Consider the following 22,652-nt stretch of genomic DNA (forward strand, 5'->3'; position numbering starts at 1 on the left):
ACTTGTTCTGACTCAACGGACTCGGACGTTTCTAACGCAGGTTCGCCAGCCATAGATGCTAGAGCATCTTCTTCACTAAACTCAGGAAGATCCAGCTCGTCAAAATTGAATTCATCTTCTGATTCAGTTGGTAAGCCTGCTTCAACTTGTTCTGACTCAACGGACTCGGACGTTTCTAACGCAGGTTCGCCAGCCATAGATGCTAGAGCATCTTCTTCACTGAATTCTGGCAAATCTAGCTCATCAAAATTGAATTCTTCTTCTGAATCGTTGGTCGACTCAGTTTCCGGCTCCAATTCAGGCTCATCCAGTAGCCAATCTTCTTCTTGTGGAACACCGAATTCATTCTCTATTGTATTTGGTGTCGGCGTGAAGGCTGGAATGTCTTCCTCTTGCTCAACGTGAGGCTGTACCTCAGCACCGGACTCCACGGATGGTTCTTGTGTTGAATCAGTATCGGTAGCCTCTTGTTGTAGTGATGAAGCTTCCTCTATCTCCGTTTGTGTTTTTTCAACTTGCTGCGGTAAATCGTCTTCACTATCAAATAGAGCGTCAAGTTCAGCAGAAAAATCCGCTTTTTCTTGTTCTGTTGGCAGAAGTTCTTCACTGTCTGACTCAAATAGGTCGTCTAGCTCGCTCATTAAAGGATCATTCTCTGGTGAGAGGTCCTCTAAATCACCAAGAAATTCATCGCTGCTAAATGGCTCTGAAGCAGCCTCTGGCTCGGTTAATGGTTGCTCTTTTGCAGCTTGTTGCGTGTCTGGTTGGCTTTCACTTAATAAAGCGTCGATGTCCAACCCAGACTCAATGTCCTGATCTTCATGAGTTTGTTCTGACTCAACTACGGAAGATGGCTTTTCGTCGGCGTCTGGCTCACCAAAACCAAGTGATTTCAGTAACTCTTCCTCTTCCGATTTATTCAGCTCTGGGCTCTCGTCCTCTCGAATCAGATCATCAAACGGATCTAAATCAGCTTCAGTCTCTTCATCAAGTTCAGAGGTAACATCATCAATGAGTTCATCCAGTAAGTCTGTGCTATCTGCGTCTAACTCTTCGATCGAGTCATCACCTTCAAAACCAGAGATTGCTTCTAGCTCGTTTAGTGGATCAAACTCGTCTGTGTCATCTTCATCAAAATCAATGAGTTCATCGAGTAGCTCTGTACTGTTTTCATCTAGAACAGGACCTTCATTGGCGTCAGCTTCTCGAACTTCCGATTCGCTAGCCGGTTGTTCATACTGGGCCAATAGCTTATCGATATCGTCGTCAGATGCCTCTCCTACACTAAAGTCATCATCCGACACAGGCTGTTTTAACTCAGGCTCATCAGTATCTAAATCGAAGTCATCGTTACCAAGTTCAGCAAACAAGTCATCAAGCATATCCTGGTCGACAGTGTCACTTGGTAACTCTTCTGACGGCTCATCGGCTGCAAGTAACTCGGCAAATGCGTCGTCTGAAAGCGAGTCTGATTTCTCATTCGTATCATCCGAAAGATCGAAGCCAGACTCATCGTCATCGAGCACTTCTAGTTCTGGAGCAACCTCATCTAAGGCTCGCTCCATTTCTTCTAAACCAAGCGCTTTTTCTTCGCCGTTGACTTGGATACCATTGTTCGATGATTCAAACTCATCCAGACCAACATCTAGGTCGCCGTCATCGCCAATATCTGCAAATGGGTCATCGTCCCCTTCCAGATTGAAATCAAGTTCTTCATCGTCGAGGTTAGCAAAGACGTCTTCTTCTAAATCTGACTTCTCTTCTTGTAAAGACTGTGTGTTGATATCTTCATCTGCAAACAATTCATCATCAAGCGTGAGCTCTTCATCAAGCTCATCCGCCGCCGCTAAACCGATTGGCGCCGCAAGAGGATCAACGTTTTGCTGTTCCTGTGCAGCCGCATCTTCCTCTTTCGCTTTAGAGCGTCGACCAAGAAGCATAACAACTAGCAACGCAATCAAAGCACCAGGAATTAATGCCGCAAGACCAACAAGCCAACCATTCGACAAAATTTTGTCCATGGTGCTTGGTTGCATGCGTTGTTGTTCAGCAAGGCGCTGGCGTTCTTCAGCAAGCAGCTTCTCGACTTCTGAGCGAATGCGTTCTTCGTCATTCAGCTCGCTTTTCAAAGTTTCGACTTCGCTTTGCACTTCTGACAGCATCAATCGAAGACGATGGTTCTTCTCTTCTAATGAGTCTAATTCACTTTGTGAGCCTTGAAGTTTGTCCTTTAGCGCACTGACCTGCTTTTCACCCTGCGGAGAGGTAGTTACTGGTGGCGCAGGGATGACGGGTATTGTTTTCGGAGTTGGTTTTGGCTCCGTTGCTGCCACTGTCTCTGGCTTAGCCGCAGGCTTGGGTTCTACTTTAATTTGTGGCTTTGGTTGCTCGGTGACTCGTTGTGCTGGCGTCGCTCTATTTGTCGGCTTCGGCTGTTTTAACTTAGCTTCATGCGCCTTCATAATCGCAACAGCTTGCGCTGTGGTCGCGCTTTGCACTTGCTCTAGAGAAGGTACTCGTAGCCGACTCCCTGGGATCAATTCATGAATGTTTTGGTTCTCAAACGCTTGAGGGTTAATTCGGTAAATGGCAAGAAGCGTTTGTTGAACGGTAACACCGCGTGAAGGTCGTAATTCTGAAGCGATCGACCATAGTGTTTGATTTTCACCAGTCGGACCAAAGAAACGTGACGGTTGAGTATTCGCAGGAGGAGCAGGTAATGCTCGCTCAATATCTTCAGCATAGCTCGGAGATGATTGCACTTCACCAGACGGTCCAACAAGACGAATTCCTTCGGCTTGAACCACTGATGATGTCTGAGTCGCGCTCATCAACACAAGGGCTGCTAACAAACGCTTATAATTTTGACGCATAGAAGGCTCAGTTTTGTGCTAGATACAATTTGAAATGGTGATCGGTTAAATATATCGGATATCGCATGCAAAACTATAGCGTTGAGAATAAAAAATGTGTGGCTCTCGCCATATTCGTACTAATCTCACACTATTTTGTTTCGTTCGTACAAAAAAGCCTCGCACTGTGCGAGGCTTTGAAATGAACTGTAAGCGACTTAGTAGTAATCGCGGATCAGAACTTCTGCGATTTGCACCGCGTTAGTTGCCGCGCCTTTACGCACGTTATCAGCAACAACCCACAGGTTTACGCCGCTATGATGGCTGATATCGTTACGGATACGGCCAACCATTACATGGTCTTTACCGCCCGCATCGCGAACTTGTGTAGGGAAGTCTTCACCGTGGAACACTTCGATACCGTCAGTTTGTTCAAGCAAGTTAACGACTTCTTGTGCATCGATAGGTGAACGAGTCTCAATGTGAAGTGCTTCTGCGTGACCGTAGAATACAGGAACACGTACACACGTTGGATTGACTGTGATTGATGGATCGTTAAAGATCTTCTGTGTTTCCCACACCATTTTCATTTCTTCTTTGGTGTAGCCGTTTTCCATCATTTGATCGATTTGTGGAATACAGTTAAACGCGATCTGTTGAGAGAATTGCTTCTTGTCTGCAGGCAGACCGTTTAGCAGCTTCGCCGTTTGACCTGCTAGCTCATCGATACCCGCTTTGCCTGCACCAGACACCGATTGGTAAGTTGATACGTTAATACGCTCAATACCCACCGCATCGTGAATTGGTTTTAGTGCCACCAGCATTTGGATGGTTGAACAGTTCGGGTTCGCAATGATGTTACGGTTACGAAACTCTGCAATCGCTTCTGGGTTTACTTCTGGCACAACAAGAGGAATGTCGTACTCGTAACGGAAGTGTGATGTATTGTCGATAACAATCACGCCTTCATCAGCGGCAATTGGAGCCCACTTGGCTGATAGCTCACCACCAGCAGAAAACAGTGCGATATGCGCTTGAGACCAATCGAACTCTTCTACGTTTTGAACGCGTACCGTTTTACCGTTGAAGCGGTAAGTCTTGCCTTCGCTGCGCTCACTCGCGAGTAGGAAGATTTCGCCTACTGGGAATTTGCGCTCTTGAAGCACATCCAAAATTGTTTCACCGACCGCACCGGTCGCACCTAAAATGGCAACATTATATTGCTGGCTCATTGACTTACCTCAATCTGAAAACCTAGTTCTGCTAATGGAGCAAGGTTACATGTTTTGTTACCCACTAGCGTGACAGCGCTGTATTCACGGCGATCCCAGTAGTTTTTACGCATCAGGTCAAAAGCGCCTGGCTTACTGATTTCACGGCGGAAAAGAGCGTCATCTCTACGCACATCATAGATTAACTGCGTGATGTTATGCAGTGTTGCTTCGTCCCAAGCTCTGTCCAATACCATAGTAGGAACAGGCGCGGTTGGCAGTAAATCGCTGGCATGCGCACGTAATTCGTTATTTAAGAACTCACAGTAGCTGTTGAAAATCATCGTTGTACCGCGAGCTTTCCCTTCCAAGCCGTAGCCTGCAACGTGAGGGGTTGCGAATGCTAGCAGAGGCAGAAGCTCCATATCAACCTCTGGTTCAAATTCAAATACGTCGAGTGCCGCTGTAAAGCCATCATTTTTCAAAAGACGTTGCTTCAAAGCAGCGTTGTCAACGATGGGACCTCGAGCCGCGTTAATCAAAATTTGATCGCTGCGGAGACCATTTAATACCTTCTCATCAATCAAATGATGCGTTGGGTATGGGCCATCTTTGGTGATTGGCGTATGTAGTGTAATGATGTCTGAGCTTTCAATCAGTTCTGTCAACGGAGTAAAGCTACGAGGATCACCAGCCTCTTGTTTGAATGGGTCATTGATGAGAACTTTAATACCCATGCCTTTCAAACATTTCTCTAGGTAGCTACCTACTTGGCCTGCACCAATAATACCTACCGTCTTGTCAAATACCGAGAAACCTTGTTGCTGAGCGAGCACCATCATCACGCTGAACGCGTATTCCGCTACACCCACTTTGTTACACCCTGGCGCAGCAGTGAAGAAAATGCCTTTCTCTTTTAAGAGTGCTTGGTCAACATGATCCATGCCTGCCGTGGCCGTACCAACAAACTTCAGCTTGTTTGCTTTGCTGATCAGGTCAGCATTCACTTTGGTGACTGAGCGAATCATTAGGGCATCAACATCCACTAAATCATCGGCGGTCAGTGTACGACCTGGTTTTAGAATTACGTTACCGAGTTGGCTGAATAGCTCTTCAGCATACGGCATATTTTCATCAACAATAATTTTCATAGCGCCAGCGTTCTAACATCCATTTGTAAGAGTTCGTTTATTCGCAAGATGCGAAACTAAAGCGATTGTGCCCTTTTCCCGAAAAATCTCAAGATATAACACCAATAAACCTCAAGGAGGTAACTTCTATAGAATCAATTGACGGGAAGCCTAGAGAAAAGCAGAAACAGAGAAAAGAAAAAGCCCGGCTAAATAGCCGGGCAAAGTTCCAGAACAAAAGGATCCTATCCCGCTCTCCATGGGATAGAGTCTGCGTCTGTTCGATCAGTGTGACTGATCAAGCTCTGGAAACTGGATTGTTGGCGTTTACAGTACTCTCGCAAGGCGCCAACAAATTCAGTTAACCTTGGTACTTTTTAATAACCAAAGTTGCGTTTGTGCCGCCAAAGCCAAAGCTGTTTGACATTACGGTCGTTAGCTCTGCATCACGTGCTTCTGTCACGATGTCCAGACCTTGTGCTGCTTCGTCCAAGTTTGAAATATTGATGCTTGGAGCAATGAAGTTTTTGTCTAGCATAAGTGTTGAGTAAATCGCTTCGTGCACGCCCGCTGCGCCGAGTGCGTGACCAGTCATTGCTTTTGTTGCAGAGATTGCAGGGCTGTTCTCACCAAACAATTGTTGGATAGCACCAAGCTCTTTCACGTCACCAACTGGTGTCGATGTACCGTGCGTGTTGATGTAATCCACACCATCAACGTTTTGCATCGCCATCTTCATACAACGAATTGCGCCTTCACCTGATGGCGCTACCATGTCGTAGCCATCTGATGTCGCACCGTAACCTACGATTTCACCGTAGATTTTCGCACCACGTGCCAGTGCGTGCTCTAGTTCTTCAATAACCAGCATGCCGCCGCCGCCCGAGATAACAAAACCGTCACGGTCTGCATCGTATGTACGAGATGCTTTGTCTGGCGTGTCATTGTATTTGGTTGACAGTGCGCCCATCGCATCAAACATCATAGTTTGAGACCAATCTAGCTCTTCGCCGCCACCAGCAAAAACAATATCTTGTTTGCCTAGTTGAATAAGCTCCATAGCATGGCCGATACAGTGTGCAGATGTTGCACATGCAGAGCTCATTGAGTAGTTCACGCCACGAATCTTAAATGGCGTAGCAAGACAAGCAGAAACAGTAGAAGACATTGTACGAGGAACCATGTAAGGACCAACTCGCTTTACGCCTTTGGCGCGCATCGTGTCTGTCGCTACCGTTTGATTGTATGCAGAAGCACCGCCAGAACCTGCAACGATACCGGTACGATCGTTTGAAACCTGCTCTTCTGTAAGACCAGCGTCTGCGATTGCCTGCTCCATTGATAGGTATGCATAAGCAGCCGCATCACCCATAAAGCGCATCTGCTTACGGTCGATGTGTTCCGCCGGGTTGATTTTTAGATCACCCCATACTTGCGAACGAAGACCGTGTTCTTTGAACTGCTCAGATGCAGTGATGCCAGATTTGCCCGCTTTAAGAGACGCTAGAACTTCTTCGACGTTGTTACCGATACTTGAAACAATACCCATACCGGTGATTACGACTCGTTTCATTATGACATTCCTATAATTCAAAAATCCGCTAGATGATAACTAAGATAGTCAACAAAAGTGGTCAGCTTTCCCATAAATTCGTACAATCGCCCCATTCTTACCGCGCCAAATCACAAATTTGCACCATTATGACTTCAATAAAAAACGCAGAACTTGGTTGGAACGAAGCTGGTACTCCGGTTTCAGACCAATTTGATGATGTTTACTTCTCTAACGTAAACGGTCTTGAAGAGACACGCTACGTTTTCTTAAAACAAAATCATCTCCCAGAAAGATGGCAGGAATTTGACCAAAGACGTTTTGTCATTGGTGAAACAGGATTTGGCACGGGATTAAACTTCTTAGCAGTATTCCAGTGGTTTAGTGAGTTTCGTCGTCAGCATCCGGACGCAACATTGAAAGAGCTGCATTTTATTAGCTTTGAAAAATACCCATTAAGCAAAGCCGATTTAAAGAAGGCGCATGAAGCTTGGCCTGAGCTAGCTGAATACGCGGAAAAGTTACAAAAGCACTACCCTGCCGCTGTGCCGGAGTGTCATCGCATTGTTTTAGAAGACGGCGCAATCACACTCGACCTTTGGTTTGGTGACATTAAAGACTGCATGCCGCAAGTCCCATACAACGAACAAGGTTTGATTGATGCTTGGTTCTTAGATGGATTCGCGCCAAGCAAAAACCCAGAAATGTGGAACCAAGGCCTGTTCAACAACATGGCAAAGCTAGCCAAGCAAGATTGTACAGTTGCCACGTTTACCGCAGCAGGCTTTGTACGTCGTGGTTTGAACGAAGCTGGCTTTACAATGAAAAAGGTGAAAGGTTTCGGCACTAAGCGAGAAATGATCGCCGGCTCTATGGAGCAACGTGAAAAGCAATCGAACCATCTCCCTTGGTTCAATCGCTCAGCATCTAGCAATCTTGATTCGATTGCCATCATTGGTGGTGGTATAGCTAGCGCGGCGTTAGCGAAAACGTTAGTTCGTCGTGGCCAAAACGTCACCCTTTACTGTAAAGACAAACAACCAGCCAAAGGAGCTTCAGGCAATCGACAAGGAGCCGTTTATCCACTGCTTAATGGCCCGCACACGGGCGTTTCGCGTGTGTTTGCTCCTGCATTTTTGTTCGCACGTCAGTTTGTTGAACAAGCAGCACAAGAGATCGATTTTGATCATGACTGGTGTGGCGTAACTCAGTTGATGTGGGATGACAAATCCACAGACAAACTGGAGAAAATGCTTGCGGGTAACTTCACTCCAGAGCTCATTCAAAAGCTGTCCGCCGAGGAAACTGCGAACACTATCGGGTTACCTATTGATATGGCGTCTGTGCACTACCCAATGGGAGGGTGGCTGTGCCCTGCCGAGTTAACTCGCGGGTTAATTAAACAATTGGAGAAGACGTCGTTACTCTCAACGAAGTTTGAACATCTTGTTGAGGCATTAGATTGGGATGAAAAGCGTCAGCTCTGGCTACTAACGGCGAGTGGTCAAACATTTGAGCACTCAACGGTTGTAATTGCGAACGGCCATGAGTTCCAGACATTGAGTCAAACCGCTTCCCTACCAATGGGACAAGTGAAAGGACAAGTCAGTCATGCGCCAGCAACCGAAACGCTGAGTCAGCTGAAAACGGTGTTGTGTTACGACGGTTACATGACACCTGTTAACCCAAGTAATCAACACTTGTGTATCGGTGCAAGCTACGACCGCAGTCACCTTGACTACGAATTTGATGAAAACGCCCAAAAAGATAATGCGGAAAAGCTAGTGAAATGTGTACCGAATCAAACATGGGCAAAAGAGGTAGATATCACTGGTAATCAATCTCGCCAAGGTATTCGTTGTGTTAGCCGAGATCACTTACCATTTGTCGGAAATGTGGGTGACTTTGAGACGATCAAAACGCAATACGCCAACTTACAAAATCAAAAAGAAGAAGAGGTAGAAACCATTCATCAGTACCCTAACCTATTCTGCTTCTTAGGTTTAGGATCTCGTGGACTGAGCTCTGCACCATTATTAGCTGAAGTGTTGGCCTCCCAGATCTGTGGGGACCCGCTGCCATTACCTGTTGATGTATTGACCGAACTTCACCCAAGTCGAATGTGGGTTCGTAAACTAAGAAAAGGCAAAGCCATTACCGAGCTGTAAGAGTATTCTCTCGTTTTAATTCCCGACACAGATACGTGTCGGGAATCGCTAACTCACTAAGTTGCTCGTACTGAGATTACTTCAGCAGTGCAACTGCCTGTTTCACTTGCTCTGACACTTCTGGGTTTACAACCTTACCCGATTCCACGTCAAAATTTTCGTAGAAGCTCGGCACAGATAACGATGCCTTTACATCCGCGCCAAAAAATTGAGCAGAACCTGTCGCCGCCGCAAGAACACTTTGTGCACCACCGGGACCTGGGGAAGTTGCTAAATAAACGACAGGTTTGTTTTGAAATACATTACGCTCAATGCGCGTCGCCCAATCGAACAAGTTTTTATAGGCCGCTGGGTACGAACCGTTATGCTCTGCGAAGGAAACAACGAGAGCGTCAGCCTCCGCCAAGTCACGTAAAAACGCGACAGCCCCTTCAGCTTGACCAATTTCTTTCTCTTTGTCCTCGCTAAACATTGGCGCTTGATAATCGTTTAAGTCTAGAACATTCACTTGAGCGCCTTCGACTTGGTTTGCTGCGTATGTAGCAAGTAGTTTGTTGATTGAGGTAGAGCTGGTAGATGCACCAAATGCGACAATTTTCATGGTTGTAATCCTTTGTTCACGTTTTATGCTGATCAGAATAAAAGTTGAACAGTTTCGCTACAACCACAAAAATTTTATGAAGAGGTTCGAATTTTTCGAAGTAGTAAATGACTAGGATTAAATAAAGGGAGAACGCTGCTTAGGGACTAAGCCTGAGCCTGGAGCTCTTGCCACAAATCACTGACAATCACGCGATCGGCCGGGCTTAACTCGGTACGCGCATTTTCTAAGCTGCTCTCAATGCGTGACTTCAGCTCAGTAATATCGCTAATCCCTTCTTCTTCACAAGACGCCGCGGATAAAGAGATGTGACCACGTAAATAACCACCAGCAAACAATTCATCGTCAGATGCTGTTTCAATTCGAGCATCAATCAGTTCCAGTAGTTTTTCTTCAAATTCAATAATCATGGTGTATCTCTGAGGTTATTAATGGTTATTTAACGCAAAAGTCCGACGCTTCCAGTGGCTTAGTTTGATAAAATGCGCGCAGGGCATCAGAAAGCATTTTCACTCGCAAAGGCAAGCCTACGTCCAAAATACCCAGCACTTCTTTATGTACTTTTTGCATAAAGCCGAGCCTATCTGGTTCAAAATCGCCGTGTAGATTGTCACAACTCACCGTAAAAGGGAAGCCAGCGCTTTGTGCCAGAATCCATTCATAAGCTTGAGGTCGCACTTCAACTTTCTCAAACTCCGCTTGAACTTCTGCTGTTCGCCCATCGGGTTCATACCAATAGCCAAAATCTTCCAGCAAACGACGCTCTGGACCAGCCACACACCAATGCGAAATCTCGTGTAAAGCAGAGGCGTAAAAACCCCGAGCAAAAATAATCCGATGATGAGGGTGTTCATCATCAGCAGGAAGATAAATAGGCTCATCACCACCTAACTCTAATTTCGTATTAAATTGTTCTAAAAAGGTGTCATTAAAAATGGTGATTAAGTCTTGGTATTCGTGGGTCATCGTCGAGTTTGTACTTCAGTTTGACATGCGCTGCATATTGTCGCTGTTTTTAGCTATGAGGTAAAGGCAACCCCACATTTTTGGTTATTAGTTGAATTTATCTGAACATCGCTTTCTCCATACAATTTCTCATTCGTCAGCGTACTTATTTACCACTACACTCTCGCCTTATTTTGATGCCGTTCAAACCGCTATTTTGAAGCCGTTTGATTACAAGCATGTTGCTGGTTTTAATCACTTTTTAAGAGAGATAGAACCGTTTGTAAGTGTTGTTACTTCGCCTACGCTGATTCTCGTAGAACGTAGTGACTTTTTACGTTGAGTGTTTCCCTATGTTGCTAAGTGTGTTGTATATCATTGGTATCACGGCTGAAGCCATGACAGGTGCGTTAAGTGCTGGTAGAAGAAAGATGGACTGGTTTGGTGTTATGTTGGTGGCCAGCGCAACGGCCATTGGTGGTGGCACCGTACGTGACATTCTATTAGGCCACTACCCTCTTGGTTGGGTAAAAAACCCAGAGTTCCTTGCAATTACGTGTGTTGCAGGTGTGCTAACAACAGGTTTAGCGAAATGGGTGATTAAGCTAAAAGGCCTGTTCATTCGCCTTGATGCGTTAGGTCTAATCGTATTCAGCATCATCGGAACAAAAATTGCGATGGGCATGGGCTTGCACCCTGGTATTTGTATGGTTTCAGCGTTAGTAACTGGTGTATTCGGTGGGCTACTTCGCGACTTAATCTGTCGCCAAACACCATTGGTACTGCATGAAGAGCTTTACGCTTCTGTCGCTCTTATCGCATCAGGAATGTACTTAGCGCTATTAGAATTCAATGTTCCCGATGTCACTGCCACTATTATTACACTGGTTACTGGTTACATGTTGCGTATGGCTGCGGTACGCTTTAAGTGGCGTCTGCCTTCTTTCCATTTGGAAACCGAAGGCTCGATTCATTAAGCAAAAACTACTTAAACAAAAAAGGTTGCCTGATAAAATTGTGCCACCCGCGATTCAGTGAGTGGCATAATTTTATATTCAGTCATCCTGAACAGCGACGAAGGAGCATGATTCAGGATCTATTATCCGAGCACTCTGTTGTCAGAGATGTTTCTTTCTCTTTTCATCGTGCTGAAATTAGATTCCTAGTCTCGCTATAGCTCGCTGGAATGACACAAAGCTCTTAAATCTTCGGTGTTTCAGTTGTTACGCCATGGTTTTGACCACGGTGGCGTAGTAAATGATCCATCACCACAATTGCCAGCATCGCTTCTGCGATAGGCACAGCACGAATACCCACACATGGGTCATGACGACCTTTGGTGATCAACTGAGTTGGTTCACCTTCTTTTGTGATGGTCTCACCCGGCACAGTGATACTTGATGTTGGCTTAAGCGCAATGTTTGCGACAATGTCTTGACCAGTCGAGATACCACCAAGAATGCCACCCGCATGATTACTACCAAAACCTTCAGGAGCAAGCGTATCACGGTGCTGACTGCCTTTTTGGTTTACCACCTCGAAACCGTCTCCGATTTCCACGCCTTTCACCGCGTTGATGCTCATTAGTGCGTGCGCGATGTCTGCATCCAAACGGTCAAATACGGGTTCCCCAAGACCAACAGGCACGTTAGTTGCCACAACCTGGATTTTTGCGCCAATAGAGTCGCCTTCTTTTTTCAGGTCACGGATAAGTTGGTCAAATGCTTCTACTTTGTCAGCATCAGGGCAGAAGAATGCATTGTTCTCGATTTCGTTCCAATCTACCTTGTCGATAGATACATCACCCATTTGTGACAAGTAAGCACGAATCTCAACACCAAACTCATCTTTTAAGTATTTCTTCGCGATTGCACCAGCCGCCACACGCATTGCGGTTTCACGAGCTGAAGAACGGCCGCCACCGCGATAGTCGCGGATGCCATATTTTTGGTGGTAAGTGTAATCAGCATGACCCGGTCTGAACTTATCTTTGATGTCAGAGTAGTCTTTTGAGCGTTGATCGGTGTTTTCAATTAGCAAACCGATCGATGTGCCCGTGGTTTTGCCTTCAAAAACGCCAGAAAGAATTTTAACTTCATCCGGTTCACGACGTTGTGTAGTGTAACGTGATGTGCCTGGACGACGGCGGTCGAGATCGATTTGTAGATCTGCTTCTGTAATTTCCAACCCCGGAGGACACCCGTCTACGATACATCCCAGTGCGATACCGTGACTTTCCCCGAATGTCGTCACTCGGAAATGTTGTCCGATACTGTTTCCTGCCATTACTTCCTCAAGTTTTTATCGCCACGCTCTCTCAAAACAGAGCATAGCTGCTTTCCAATTCTTCGTGGATTCATAGTGGCTTTATTACGTTTTGATGTAAAGAGTTAATATCGGCGAGGTATGCATAAAAAAAACACCGAGCATAAAGCTCGGTGTTTTGATGTTTAGTGCAAGACTCTATTAGTCTTTGTACAGTTTAAACTCTTCTGCACACTCAACCAGCTGGTCACGCGTTAGCATAAATACGCCATGACCGCCGTTCTCGAACTCAATCCAAGTAAATGGAATCTCTGGGTACTGTTCCATCATATGAATCATTGAGTTGCCGACTTCACAAATAAGAATGCCGTTATCTGTTAGATAATCTGGCGCGTTAGCAAGAATACGACGCACTAGTTTTAGACCATCCGTACCCGCAGCTAGCCCAAGCTCAGGCTCATGCGTGAACTCATCTGGCAGGCTGTTCATGTCTTCTTCATCCACATATGGTGGGTTAGACACGATTAGATTGTATTTCTCTTTTGGAAGATCACGGAACAAATCAGAGCGAATTGGGAACACTTGCTGCTCCATGCCATGATCTTGTACGTTTTGCTCAGCCACTTGTAGAGCATCTGTAGAGATGTCGATCGCATCCACTTCTGCTTCAGGGAAAGCGTGCGCACAAGCAATCGCGATACAACCAGAACCCGTACATAGGTCCATGATGCGCGTAGGCTCTTCCACCAACCAAGGTTGGAATTCCGCTTGAATCAACTCACCGATTGGAGAGCGTGGCACAAGTACACGCTCATCAACGAAGAACTCAAGACCGCAGAACCATGCTTTGTTGGTTAGGTATGCTGTTGGCGTACGCTCGTTGATGCGTTTTACTACGCGCTCAACAATACGCAGACGCTCGCTTGTCGTTAGGCGAGAGTTCAATACGTGCGGAGGCACATCAATCGGCAAGTATAAGGTTGGCAGGATAAGCTGAACAGCTTCATCCCACGCATTATCAGTACCATGACCGTAAAACAGGTTCGCTGCATTAAAGCGGCTTACCGTCCAACGAATCATATCTTGAAGGGTATGCAGTTCCGATACCGCTTCTTCTACAAAAATCTTATCCAAAATTGCCTCCGAAAAGCGCTACAATACTGCCAATAAAGTTTATTAATGAAATTGTTTACCTAATGAGCAAAAAAGACACCGAGAACGATGACGATTTCGCCTTGTTTCAGGAAGCAGTACAGGGCGTAAAAAAGTTGCGACAGGATACCATAATCCAGCAACCAAAAAAAAATACTAAGCAAAAAGAAATCAAGCGCTCCAACCGTGAAGCGAGTGACTCTGAATTTTACTTTTCAGACGAGTTTGTCCCTCTATTAAACGATGAAGGTCCAACTCGTTATGCACGTGACGACGTCTCCACTTATGAAGTCAAACGTCTACGTCGTGGCGTGTATGTACCGGACGTGTTCCTCGATATGCACGGCATGACACAGCAAGAAGCAAAACGCGAGCTTGGTGCGATGATAGCCTATTGCATCAAAAACGAGATTCATTGTGCGTGTGTGCAACATGGTATTGGGAAACACATCCTGAAACAGAAAGCCCCACTTTGGTTAGCACAGCATCCTGACGTTATGGCTTTTCACCAAGCGCCACTAGAATTTGGTGGTGATGGTGCGTTGTTAGTGTTGCTTTCTATTCCTGAAAAGTAACAGGCTTGCTGTAGACACGACGAAACGAAAAGGCAGGGATCTCCTGCCTTTCTTATTCTGTCTCTAATTTGCAAACGCTTATTTTGGTTTAGACACTTATGGCGTAATATGCCAAAGCACTTCACCATTTTGTGTTTGTAAATCATATTCAATGCACACTAGGCCTGATGTAGGAAACATCGGTGGTGTCATGTCTTTTACAAACTCTGAAGTCAGATAACCGACCAAAGGCAAATGCGATACGAACAAAAGCGAGTCCAATTGTTCGACTTCGATTAACGCACTTGCGAAATCGAAGACATGCTCGGACTGGCCATAAGGTGTAATATCTTCACAAGTTTCAATGCTTTTTGCAGAGAAATACGCACTGATCTCTTGCCAAGTTTGTTGAGCTCTAATGTACGGACTCACCAACACTTTATCGAATTGCGCAAAACCCTGTTCTTTACAGGCTCTCGCAACCGCTTCTGATTCGACTCTGCCTCTTGGGGTCAATTGTCGTGCTGCGTCTGAATCTGCAAAATGCTCGGCTTCACCGTGACGCATGATGAATATTTTCATGTTATTTCCTAGGGATAGCTAACGCTACCAAAAGGTTGACTGCTATCTTTATTAGATAGACGGGGCTAACTTTAACAATGACGAAACAAAAATACTGATATAATTATCTGTTCATTATACCAATTCGCTTGTTAAAGATAGCGACTTTCTTAACAATCTATTAAAAGAATGTACTCAGTTCATCACACTATTTAACTGTGCAATGAGTTCAGAGCATTCACTCAAACAGTTCTTACCCATACGCAAACGCGATGGGCCTGTGCAGAAGTCTACGAATAACAAAAATACGGCAAGCAGTATTTGTCGAAACGCAAACTTTGCGCCCCCCCCGCGAGGGGAGCCTAAATTACTGTAATGCGAAATCTGGAGACGCATCGTGCATCTAAGTCCTAACGATTCAAATCAATACCGCTACATTACCTTGAGCAATGATCTGCGTGTACTGCTGATTCATTCCGATACAGCTCAACAGTCGGCAGCTGCTCTGGCAGTGAACGTTGGACACTTCGACGACCCAAACGATCGCCAAGGTCTGGCACACTATTTAGAACACATGCTTTTTTTGGGTACGGAAAAATACCCTAAAGTGGGCGAGTTTCAAAGCTATATTAGCCAACACGGTGGAACAAACAACGCTTGGACTGGTACAGAGCACACTTGTTTCTTTTTCAATATAGCTCCAAATGCCTTTGAAAGTGCCTTAGATCGATTTAGCCAATTCTTTACCGCACCTTTGTTTAACGAAGAAGCATTAGAAAAAGAGCGACAGGCTGTCGACTCCGAATACAAGCTCAAACTTAATGATGATTCTCGTCGCCTGTATCAAGTTAACAAAGAAGTCATCAATCCAGAGCACCCGTTTTCAAAATTCTCTGTCGGAAACTTAGATACTCTTGGCGACCGAGATGGTAAATCCATCCGCGACGAAATTGTGGAGTTTCACCACTCACAGTATTCCGCCGATTTGATGACACTGACTCTATTTGGGCCACAGTCGCTCGATGAACAGCAAGCTTGGGTAGAAGCCATGTTTGCCGACATCCCAAATCACCACCTCCGTGGAAAATCGATTGATGTACCGATCGGCACTGAGGAAAGCACGGGCATTTTGGTTCAAGTCGAGCCGCTCAAAGAGTTCCGTAAACTGATTCTCACATTTCCCATGCCGGGAATGGATGCGCATTATAGCGTGAAGCCACTCTCCTACTTTGCTCACCTGTTGGGTTACGAAGGAGAAGGCAGTTTGATGCTTCAACTCAAAGAAAAAGGCTGGATTACTTCTCTCTCAGCGGGCGGCGGCGCGAGTGGCAGTAACTACCGAGACTTTACCGTAAGCTGCACCCTGACGCCAAACGGCTTAGATCATGTTGATGATATCGTTCAAGCAGTTTTTCAATACCTCTCGATGATCAAACAAGACGGGTTAGATGAATGGCGCTATCTCGAAAAACAAGCGGTATTAGAATCGGCTTTTCGCTTCCAAGAGCCATCGCGCCCAATGGATCTCGTCAGCCATCTGGTGATCAACATGCAGCACTATCAACCGGAAGACACGGTTTATGGTGACTACAAAATGGCGGGCTACGATGAGGAGTTACAGCGTTCATTGCTGCGATACTTAACCATCGATAATGTACGCGTCACTTTGATTGCTAAAGGCCTGGAATACAACCGTACTGCCGAATGGTACTTTACCCCGTACTCCGTCACACCTTTTAGTGAAGACCAACGTCGTTTCTATCAACAAATCGACCCAAGCTGGCAATTCGTCTTACCGGAAAAGAACCCTTATATTTGCTACGACCTCGACCCCATGCCACTCGAAAATGGTGATTCACTGCCAGAGTTGATTGAGGATCTCGAAGGGTTTCGGCTGTGGCATTTACAAGATGACGAATTTCGCGTGCCAAAAGGTGTCGTTTATGTCGCTATCGACAGCTCTCATGCCGTTGCATCACCAAAGAACATCGTCAAAACGCGCTTATGTGTAGAGATGTTCCTCGATTCGCTAGCAAAAGAAACCTATCAAGCAGAAATCGCAGGGATGGGTTACAATATGTACGCTCACCAAGGTGGCGTGACCTTAACCCTCTCAGGGTTCAGTCAAAAGCTGCCTCAGTTGCTAGAAATGATTCTGCACCGTTTTGCTTCTCGAGATTTCAGCCCTGCTCGCTTTGAAACCATCAAACAACAACTGTTACGAAACTGGAGAAATGCTTCACAAGATCGCCCTATTTCGCAGCTGTTTAACGCACTTACTGGGTTACTTCAACCCAATAACCCGCCTTTCGCAACCTTAGTCGAAGCGCTAGAAGAAATCGAAGTCGATGAACTCTCGGTATTCGTAGAATCCATTCTTGCAGAACTGCACGTTGAAATGTTTGTTTACGGAGACTGGCAACGCCAGCAAGCCCATGACATGGCAACGACCTTAAAGGATGCTCTAAGAGTTAACGAGCAACGTTATGAAGAGGCACTTCGTCCTCTCATTATGCTAGGTAAAAATGGCAGTTTTCAACGTGAGGTGCATTGTAATCAGCAAGATTCCGCGGTCGTTATTTACCACCAGTGCGAGGATATTGAGCCTCGTAGTATCGCGCTATACTCATTGGCCAATCACCTTATGTCGGCAACATTTTTCCACGAAATCCGTACCAAGCAGCAATTAGGTTACATGGTAGGCACTGGCAATATGCCGCTAAATCGTCACCCTGGTATTGTACTGTATGTGCAGTCACCTAATGCAGCACCTGCCGAGCTGGTTACCTCAATCGATGAGTTTTTAAATGCCTTTTATATGGTGCTGTTAGAGTTAAACGATTACCAATGGCACAGCAGTAAGCGCGGCTTGTGGAACCAAATAGCAACGCCGGACACCACACTTCGAGGACGGGCTCAACGTCTTTGGGTTGCGATAGGAAATAAGGACACTGAGTTTAACCAACGTGACAAGGTACTGGCGGAGTTGAAGAAGCTGACGCGCGCAGACATGATTCGCTTCGTTGTGAACGAATTGAAACCTCGTACTGCAAATCGTTTGATCATGCACTCTCAAGGTCAAGCGCATTCGGAGGCTCCGCGCATCCATCTAGGACAAGAAATAGGATCGATTGAAGAGTTCCAACTTCGGCCAAAAGATTGCGGCTTGGGGTGATCTAGTTGCGCAGAAATAAAATTGTCGATTACTAGAATGAACCTACAAACCCATGAGGTTGTCGGTCTCATAGATTGAATCGGCACCATAATTGGCAGAAAATTGAAATTACGCCATTGCGGCTTATGCTCTAATTACCGCACTAAAAATAACTTAATGAGGTAATCATGAAAAAAGCACTTTTACTTGTGGCTCTTATACTGCCATTGGCATCTGCTCACGCTGAAATCTCAGTCAAAGGCGATGGCTTCGAATTAAGTGACGACTGTGTGCGCCTTAGCGGAGACAATGTATCCATCAAATCAGATGATTGCTCTTCAAAGCAGTGGAATGATAAAGACAAAAAAGGTAACAGCAGCGTTCACGGGGACGACAACCCAGGTAAAGGCCACAATAAAGATAAGAAAGACAAGAAGAAGTAACCATTTCTTCTTTATGAAAAAGGCTTGCCACTGGCAAGCCTTTTTCTCTACCGCAGCAACGTTTAATAGAACGTTGTCCCTTCACCAGCTCGAGTAAGCAAACCATCACATGGCGCGTAACGATCGCCATACTTCGATGCAAACTCATTCATTTTCTCTACGAGCTCTTTAATGCCAAATTGGTCCATGTAACGGAACGGACCACCCAAGAACGGTGGGAAACCAATACCAAATATCGCGCCAATATCGCCGTCACGTGGCGAGCGAATGATACCATCATCCAAACAACGTACCGCTTCATTCAGCATTGGCAGCACACAGCGCAACGCAATATCGTTATCGCTTAGCTTAGATTCAGGGTCGAGCTTAAGCAGTTTGTAAACCGATTTGTCGACATCTTTCTTCTTGCCCTTGTAAGTGTAAAACCCCTTACCACTCTTGCGTCCTTTACGTCCATCATTTAACAAGATATCAAACACATCCGGCCCTTTGAATCGGTCACCTAACTCATTAACCAGGATCGGCATAATTTTCGCGCCAATGTCGACACCAACTTCATCCAACAAGGTAATCGGGCCAACAGGGAAACCAAAATCAAGCAACGCCGTATCAATCTTTTCGATCGGTTCGTTAGCCAACAAAATATGCGCCGCTTCGTTCATGTATGGAGCAAGAATGCGGTTCACGTAAAAGCCCGCTTTGTCTTTCACTACGATCGGGGTTTTACCTTGCTTCTTAGCAAGTGCAACAACTGTTGAAACGGTTTCATCTGACGTCGTTTCATGCGGAATCACTTCCACCAACGGCATTTTTTCTACCGGGCTGAAGTAATGCAAACCCACTACGTTTTCTGGACGCTCCGCTTTTTCTGCAATTTTGTGGATAGGCAACGAAGAAGTATTGGTCGCAAAGATAGTTTCTGTCTTAGCGTTCGCTTCAATGTCCGCCACCATTTTTTGCTTAAGATCTAAGTCTTCAAAAACGGCTTCAATTACGACATCAATATGATTAAAACTGGTAAAATCGACACCACCAGACAGTTGCAGCATTTTCGCTTGCAGATCGGCCTTGGATAGAATGCGACGTTTGCGCTGTTTCTCAAATAACTTGTAGTTGTAGTTGAGCGCGTTTAAAACGCCATCGTTGCTAACGTCTTTGATGCGAACAGGTACTTTTGCTTTTGCAACAGACACATGGCTGATTCCGGCGCCCATCAGACCACCACCAAGCACACCAACTTTATGAACTGGTGCTGGTTTCGCATCCGTGCCATTTTCTTTCTTCATTTCTGTTGTGGCAAAGAAGATCGAACGGAGCGCTTTTGACTCTGAGCTCATCACAAGCTCACCGAAGCGCTTCGCTTCAAGCTCTTGACCTTTAGCGAAGCCTTTCTCTAAGCCATGTTGAATAACTTCTAGAATTGCAACCGTTGCTGGATAGTTACCGCGAGTTTTTTGATTCGTTTTCTTCGCAGCTTGCTCAAATACAAACTTGCGCCCTAGCCCGCTACCAGACATCACCTTTTCTTTCGTCGATAGCTTTTTCGTGCCCTTGTTTTTACCTTTGTCGATAAACTGTTTTGCTACGTCGAGCAAAATGGTGTCAGGCACACAGGCGTCCACAACGCCCAATTTTTTAGCTTTCTTCGCACGAAGTTGTTTACCCGTCAGGATCAAGTCCAACGACGGTAACAGGCCAATCAAACGTGGCAGACGCTGAGTACCACCAGAACCTGGCAATAAACCAAGTTGTACTTCTGGCAGACCTAAACGCGTTTTGTCAGAATCCGTACAAACACGATAATCACATGCAAGAGCCAGTTCTAAACCACCGCCCAAACATGGGCCATGAATAGCCGCAACGACAGGATACGGTAAGTCCGATAGCTGCTGGAATAAATCCTGACCTTGCCTTGCTAAGTCTTCCGCTTCACTTGCTGTGGTGCATGCTTCTAGCATTCGAACATCTGCGCCCGCAACAAAATTGTCCGGTTTTAGGGAGTGGATGATCATCCCTTTAATACCACTGGAGTCTTTTAGCTGAGCAAAAATTTCTTTCATTTCGTCAGCAAAAGCCGCCTGCAGCGTATTCATTTTTTCATTAGGAACATCAATTGCTAACCAAGCAATATTTTGCTCATCAACCTTTAGACTAAATGCTTTTTGCTCGCTCATTACTCAACCTCCAGAATCATTGCCGCACCAAGACCACCAGCAGCACATGCGGTATTCAATGCAATACCACCGCCACGGCGTTTTAGTTCTCGTAGGGTTTGCGTCATCATACGCGCACCAGTCGCAGCAAATGGGTGACCATAAGCAATTGATCCGCCAAGCACGTTGAACTTATCCATGTCAATTTCACCAATCGCTTTTGAGCGACCAAGGTTTTCTTGAGCAAACTTATCGGAAGCAAACATCTTCACATTCGCCAATGCTTGAGCAGCAAAGGCCTCGTGCATGTCGATCAACGTCAGGTCTGACAGTTCCAAGCCTGTATTTTCAAGCACTTTCGCTGTGGCATAAGTCGGCCCCATCAGCATGTCCTTTTCCACGCCGATAGCAGAGAATGCATAACCTCGGATGTAACCAAGAATCTCCATTCCGAGCTCTTTCGCTTTACCTTCTCGCATCAACATCACTGCCGCACCACCATCAGTCAATGGCGTACTGTTCGCAGCCGTAACACTGCCATACTGACGATCAAACGCAGGTCGCAATTTCGCGTATCCCTCAACCGTTGAGTCATGACGAATATTGTTATCTTCCGAAATCCACTTTTTGTATGGTTCAGGGAAAGCCGTCATCACTTCATCTTGGATTTTTCCTTCTTTCCAAGCTTGAGAAGCCAGCGTATGAGAACGATGTGCAAGCGCATCCTGTTCTGCGCGAGAAATACCATGTGTTTTAGCCATTTGCTCTGCAGTTTGTCCCATGGATAAACCCGTAGAGTACTCTGCTACTGCTGGTGGCACTGGCATCAGGTCTTTAAAGCTCAAGTTTTTGAGGATACTAAGCTTCTGACCCATTGTTTTTGTCTTACTAAGAGCAAGCAGATTAGCGGCCAGTTTCTTTGATACGCCAATAGGCAGGACGGAAGAAGAGTCTGCACCACCAGCAATACCAATATCGATGGTTCCCGCCATGATGCTTTCTGCGACATTAACCGCCGCTTGAAAACTCGTCGCACACGCTCGAGTCACACTGTATGCATCAGTATGGATGTTCATACCAGTGCCTAATACGATTTCTCGTGCGATGTTTGGCGCTTCAGGCATTTGTACTACTTGTCCAAATACCACTTGTTCGATTAGCTTCGGATCAATATCTGTTCGAGCAAGCATTTCGCTTACTACCATTTTCCCTAAATCGACCGCTGGCACTTGGCTAAATTCCGTGCTTTGACGAGCAAAGGGAGTTCGAAGCCCCGCGACAATAGCGACACGCTCACCATTGCGTGTTTTTACTTCCTGCTTGCCCATTGTTTCTCCTTAAATACAAGAGGTCTGACCTGATGCATTGTAATGAATTTGTTAAATTTATCAAACGTGCGTTTAAATAAACGTGAAGCAAGTAGTTCAATTACTCTACTTCTTTGATTCTTATGCGATTACTAATGGTTAACTATAGAGAGTTAAAACGGTAAGAGGTATACGGAAAGTAAAATCGAAGCAAAAAAAAACCACACATAACTGTGTGGTCGGAATATCTATAAAACAATTAACTTACGCCAATTGAAAAGTAATCAGTTTCCTGATTAGGAGAAAGTAAAGTCAGCCTTCAAAAGGAAGTGTCATCTTGCTCAACATGTTAGTCGCAATGACTAACGAGATGACAAGGTGTACTATAACCCCTTCACTGCTTGATATTTTGAAATAGATCAATTTTATAGTGATTTTACGAGTTTTAAGCTCACCTAAAGCGATTATTGATTCAAAACAATTCAAGAATCCACCATCAGAAGTCCCTTTTAATGCTCCATCGAGTGAACTTATCCAAGCCATTGATTACTAATGATGATATTGTTAACAATATATATCAATTCGTGTTCGATGATATCTGACA

17 protein-coding genes are annotated in these 22,652 nt (G+C 45.4%); 5 read left to right on the forward strand and 12 right to left on the reverse strand.

Going from position 1 to position 22,652, the window contains the following annotated elements:
* The 4 genes from R7E42_RS14275 to fabB all read right to left on the reverse strand — a co-directional run.
* A partial coding sequence (locus R7E42_RS14275) for a FimV/HubP family polar landmark protein (RefSeq protein WP_318072772.1) occupies nt 1–2,873 on the reverse strand: 2,873 nt, incomplete at its 3' end.
* Nucleotides 2,874–3,070: 197 nt separating this feature from the next.
* Nucleotides 3,071–4,084 (reverse strand): aspartate-semialdehyde dehydrogenase, encoded by a 1,014-nt coding sequence (locus tag R7E42_RS14280; protein ID WP_005380562.1) that lies wholly within the window; start codon nt 4,082–4,084, stop codon nt 3,071–3,073.
* Nucleotides 4,081–5,214 carry a 4-phosphoerythronate dehydrogenase gene (locus R7E42_RS14285; protein WP_005380560.1) on the reverse strand — a complete coding sequence of 378 codons (1,134 nt, stop codon included), beginning with the start codon at nt 5,212–5,214 and terminating at the stop codon, nt 4,081–4,083. The genes R7E42_RS14280 and R7E42_RS14285 overlap by 4 nt, the downstream gene beginning before the upstream one ends.
* Nucleotides 5,215–5,554: 340 nt before the next feature.
* The gene (gene fabB / locus R7E42_RS14290) at nt 5,555–6,766 is read right to left on the reverse strand and encodes a beta-ketoacyl-ACP synthase I (RefSeq protein ID WP_005389435.1); all 1,212 of its coding nucleotides are present in this window, start codon (nt 6,764–6,766) and stop codon (nt 5,555–5,557) included.
* Nucleotides 6,767–6,894: 128 nt separating this feature from the next.
* Here fabB and mnmC point away from each other — a divergent pair, with 128 nt between their 5' ends.
* The gene (gene mnmC / locus R7E42_RS14295; protein ID WP_274342318.1) at nt 6,895–8,913 is read left to right on the forward strand and encodes a bifunctional tRNA (5-methylaminomethyl-2-thiouridine)(34)-methyltransferase MnmD/FAD-dependent 5-carboxymethylaminomethyl-2-thiouridine(34) oxidoreductase MnmC; all 2,019 of its coding nucleotides are present in this window, start codon (nt 6,895–6,897) and stop codon (nt 8,911–8,913) included.
* Nucleotides 8,914–8,989: 76 nt separating this feature from the next.
* Here mnmC and R7E42_RS14300 read toward each other — a convergent pair whose 3' ends face one another.
* From R7E42_RS14300 to R7E42_RS14310, 3 genes are all read right to left on the reverse strand, one after another.
* Complete coding sequence (locus tag R7E42_RS14300; protein WP_274342319.1) at nt 8,990–9,514, reverse strand: NADPH-dependent FMN reductase; 525 nt, start codon at nt 9,512–9,514, stop codon at nt 8,990–8,992.
* Between the two features lie 146 nt (nt 9,515–9,660).
* Nucleotides 9,661–9,924 carry a YfcL family protein gene (locus R7E42_RS14305; protein ID WP_017635933.1) on the reverse strand — a complete coding sequence of 88 codons (264 nt, stop codon included), beginning with the start codon at nt 9,922–9,924 and terminating at the stop codon, nt 9,661–9,663.
* 25 nt (nt 9,925–9,949) lie between these two features.
* Entirely contained in the window at nt 9,950–10,480 is a 531-nt protein-coding gene (locus R7E42_RS14310; protein WP_053349556.1) for an elongation factor P hydroxylase, read from the reverse strand.
* 332 nt (nt 10,481–10,812) lie between these two features.
* On the opposite strand from R7E42_RS14310, the gene R7E42_RS14315 reads away from it, so the two are divergent.
* On the forward strand, nt 10,813–11,436 hold the full coding sequence (locus tag R7E42_RS14315; protein WP_005380544.1) for a trimeric intracellular cation channel family protein: 624 nt from the start codon (nt 10,813–10,815) through the stop codon (nt 11,434–11,436).
* 223 nt (nt 11,437–11,659) lie between these two features.
* Here the strand turns inward: R7E42_RS14315 and aroC are convergent, their stop codons facing one another.
* Both aroC and prmB read right to left on the reverse strand, forming a co-directional pair.
* The gene (aroC, locus tag R7E42_RS14320) at nt 11,660–12,745 is read right to left on the reverse strand and encodes a chorismate synthase (RefSeq protein WP_031780893.1); all 1,086 of its coding nucleotides are present in this window, start codon (nt 12,743–12,745) and stop codon (nt 11,660–11,662) included.
* A 180-nt stretch (nt 12,746–12,925) separates the two neighbouring features.
* Nucleotides 12,926–13,858, reverse strand: a complete 933-nt coding sequence (gene prmB, locus R7E42_RS14325; RefSeq protein WP_005380541.1) for a 50S ribosomal protein L3 N(5)-glutamine methyltransferase — start codon at nt 13,856–13,858, stop codon at nt 12,926–12,928.
* A 62-nt stretch (nt 13,859–13,920) separates the two neighbouring features.
* Here prmB and smrB point away from each other — a divergent pair, with 62 nt between their 5' ends.
* Entirely contained in the window at nt 13,921–14,451 is a 531-nt protein-coding gene (smrB, locus tag R7E42_RS14330) for an endonuclease SmrB (protein ID WP_005380539.1), read from the forward strand.
* A gap of 96 nt (nt 14,452–14,547) precedes the next feature.
* Here the strand turns inward: smrB and sixA are convergent, their stop codons facing one another.
* Nucleotides 14,548–15,012, reverse strand: a complete 465-nt coding sequence (gene sixA, locus R7E42_RS14335) for a phosphohistidine phosphatase SixA (protein WP_005380537.1) — start codon at nt 15,010–15,012, stop codon at nt 14,548–14,550.
* A 376-nt stretch (nt 15,013–15,388) separates the two neighbouring features.
* On the opposite strand from sixA, the gene R7E42_RS14340 reads away from it, so the two are divergent.
* Together R7E42_RS14340 and R7E42_RS14345 are read left to right on the forward strand one after the other, a co-directional pair.
* A complete protein-coding gene (locus R7E42_RS14340) occupies nt 15,389–18,166 on the forward strand; it encodes an insulinase family protein (RefSeq protein WP_274342320.1) in 2,778 nt (925 codons plus the stop codon).
* A 167-nt stretch (nt 18,167–18,333) separates the two neighbouring features.
* Nucleotides 18,334–18,588: a hypothetical protein gene (locus R7E42_RS14345; protein WP_005384444.1), complete on the forward strand. Its 255-nt coding sequence runs from the start codon at nt 18,334–18,336 to the stop codon at nt 18,586–18,588.
* Between the two features lie 62 nt (nt 18,589–18,650).
* Here R7E42_RS14345 and fadJ read toward each other — a convergent pair whose 3' ends face one another.
* Both fadJ and fadI read right to left on the reverse strand, forming a co-directional pair.
* Complete coding sequence (gene fadJ / locus R7E42_RS14350) at nt 18,651–20,762, reverse strand: fatty acid oxidation complex subunit alpha FadJ (protein ID WP_005380532.1); 2,112 nt, start codon at nt 20,760–20,762, stop codon at nt 18,651–18,653.
* Nucleotides 20,762–22,069, reverse strand: a complete 1,308-nt coding sequence (gene fadI / locus R7E42_RS14355) for an acetyl-CoA C-acyltransferase FadI (RefSeq protein ID WP_005384447.1) — start codon at nt 22,067–22,069, stop codon at nt 20,762–20,764. Before fadI ends, fadJ begins: the two co-directional genes overlap by 1 nt.
* Nucleotides 22,070–22,652: the final 583 nt, after the last annotated feature.

The sequence above is a fragment of the Vibrio sp. Vb1337 genome, from assembly GCF_033338715.1.
GTDB lineage: Bacteria > Pseudomonadota > Gammaproteobacteria > Enterobacterales > Vibrionaceae > Vibrio > Vibrio alginolyticus.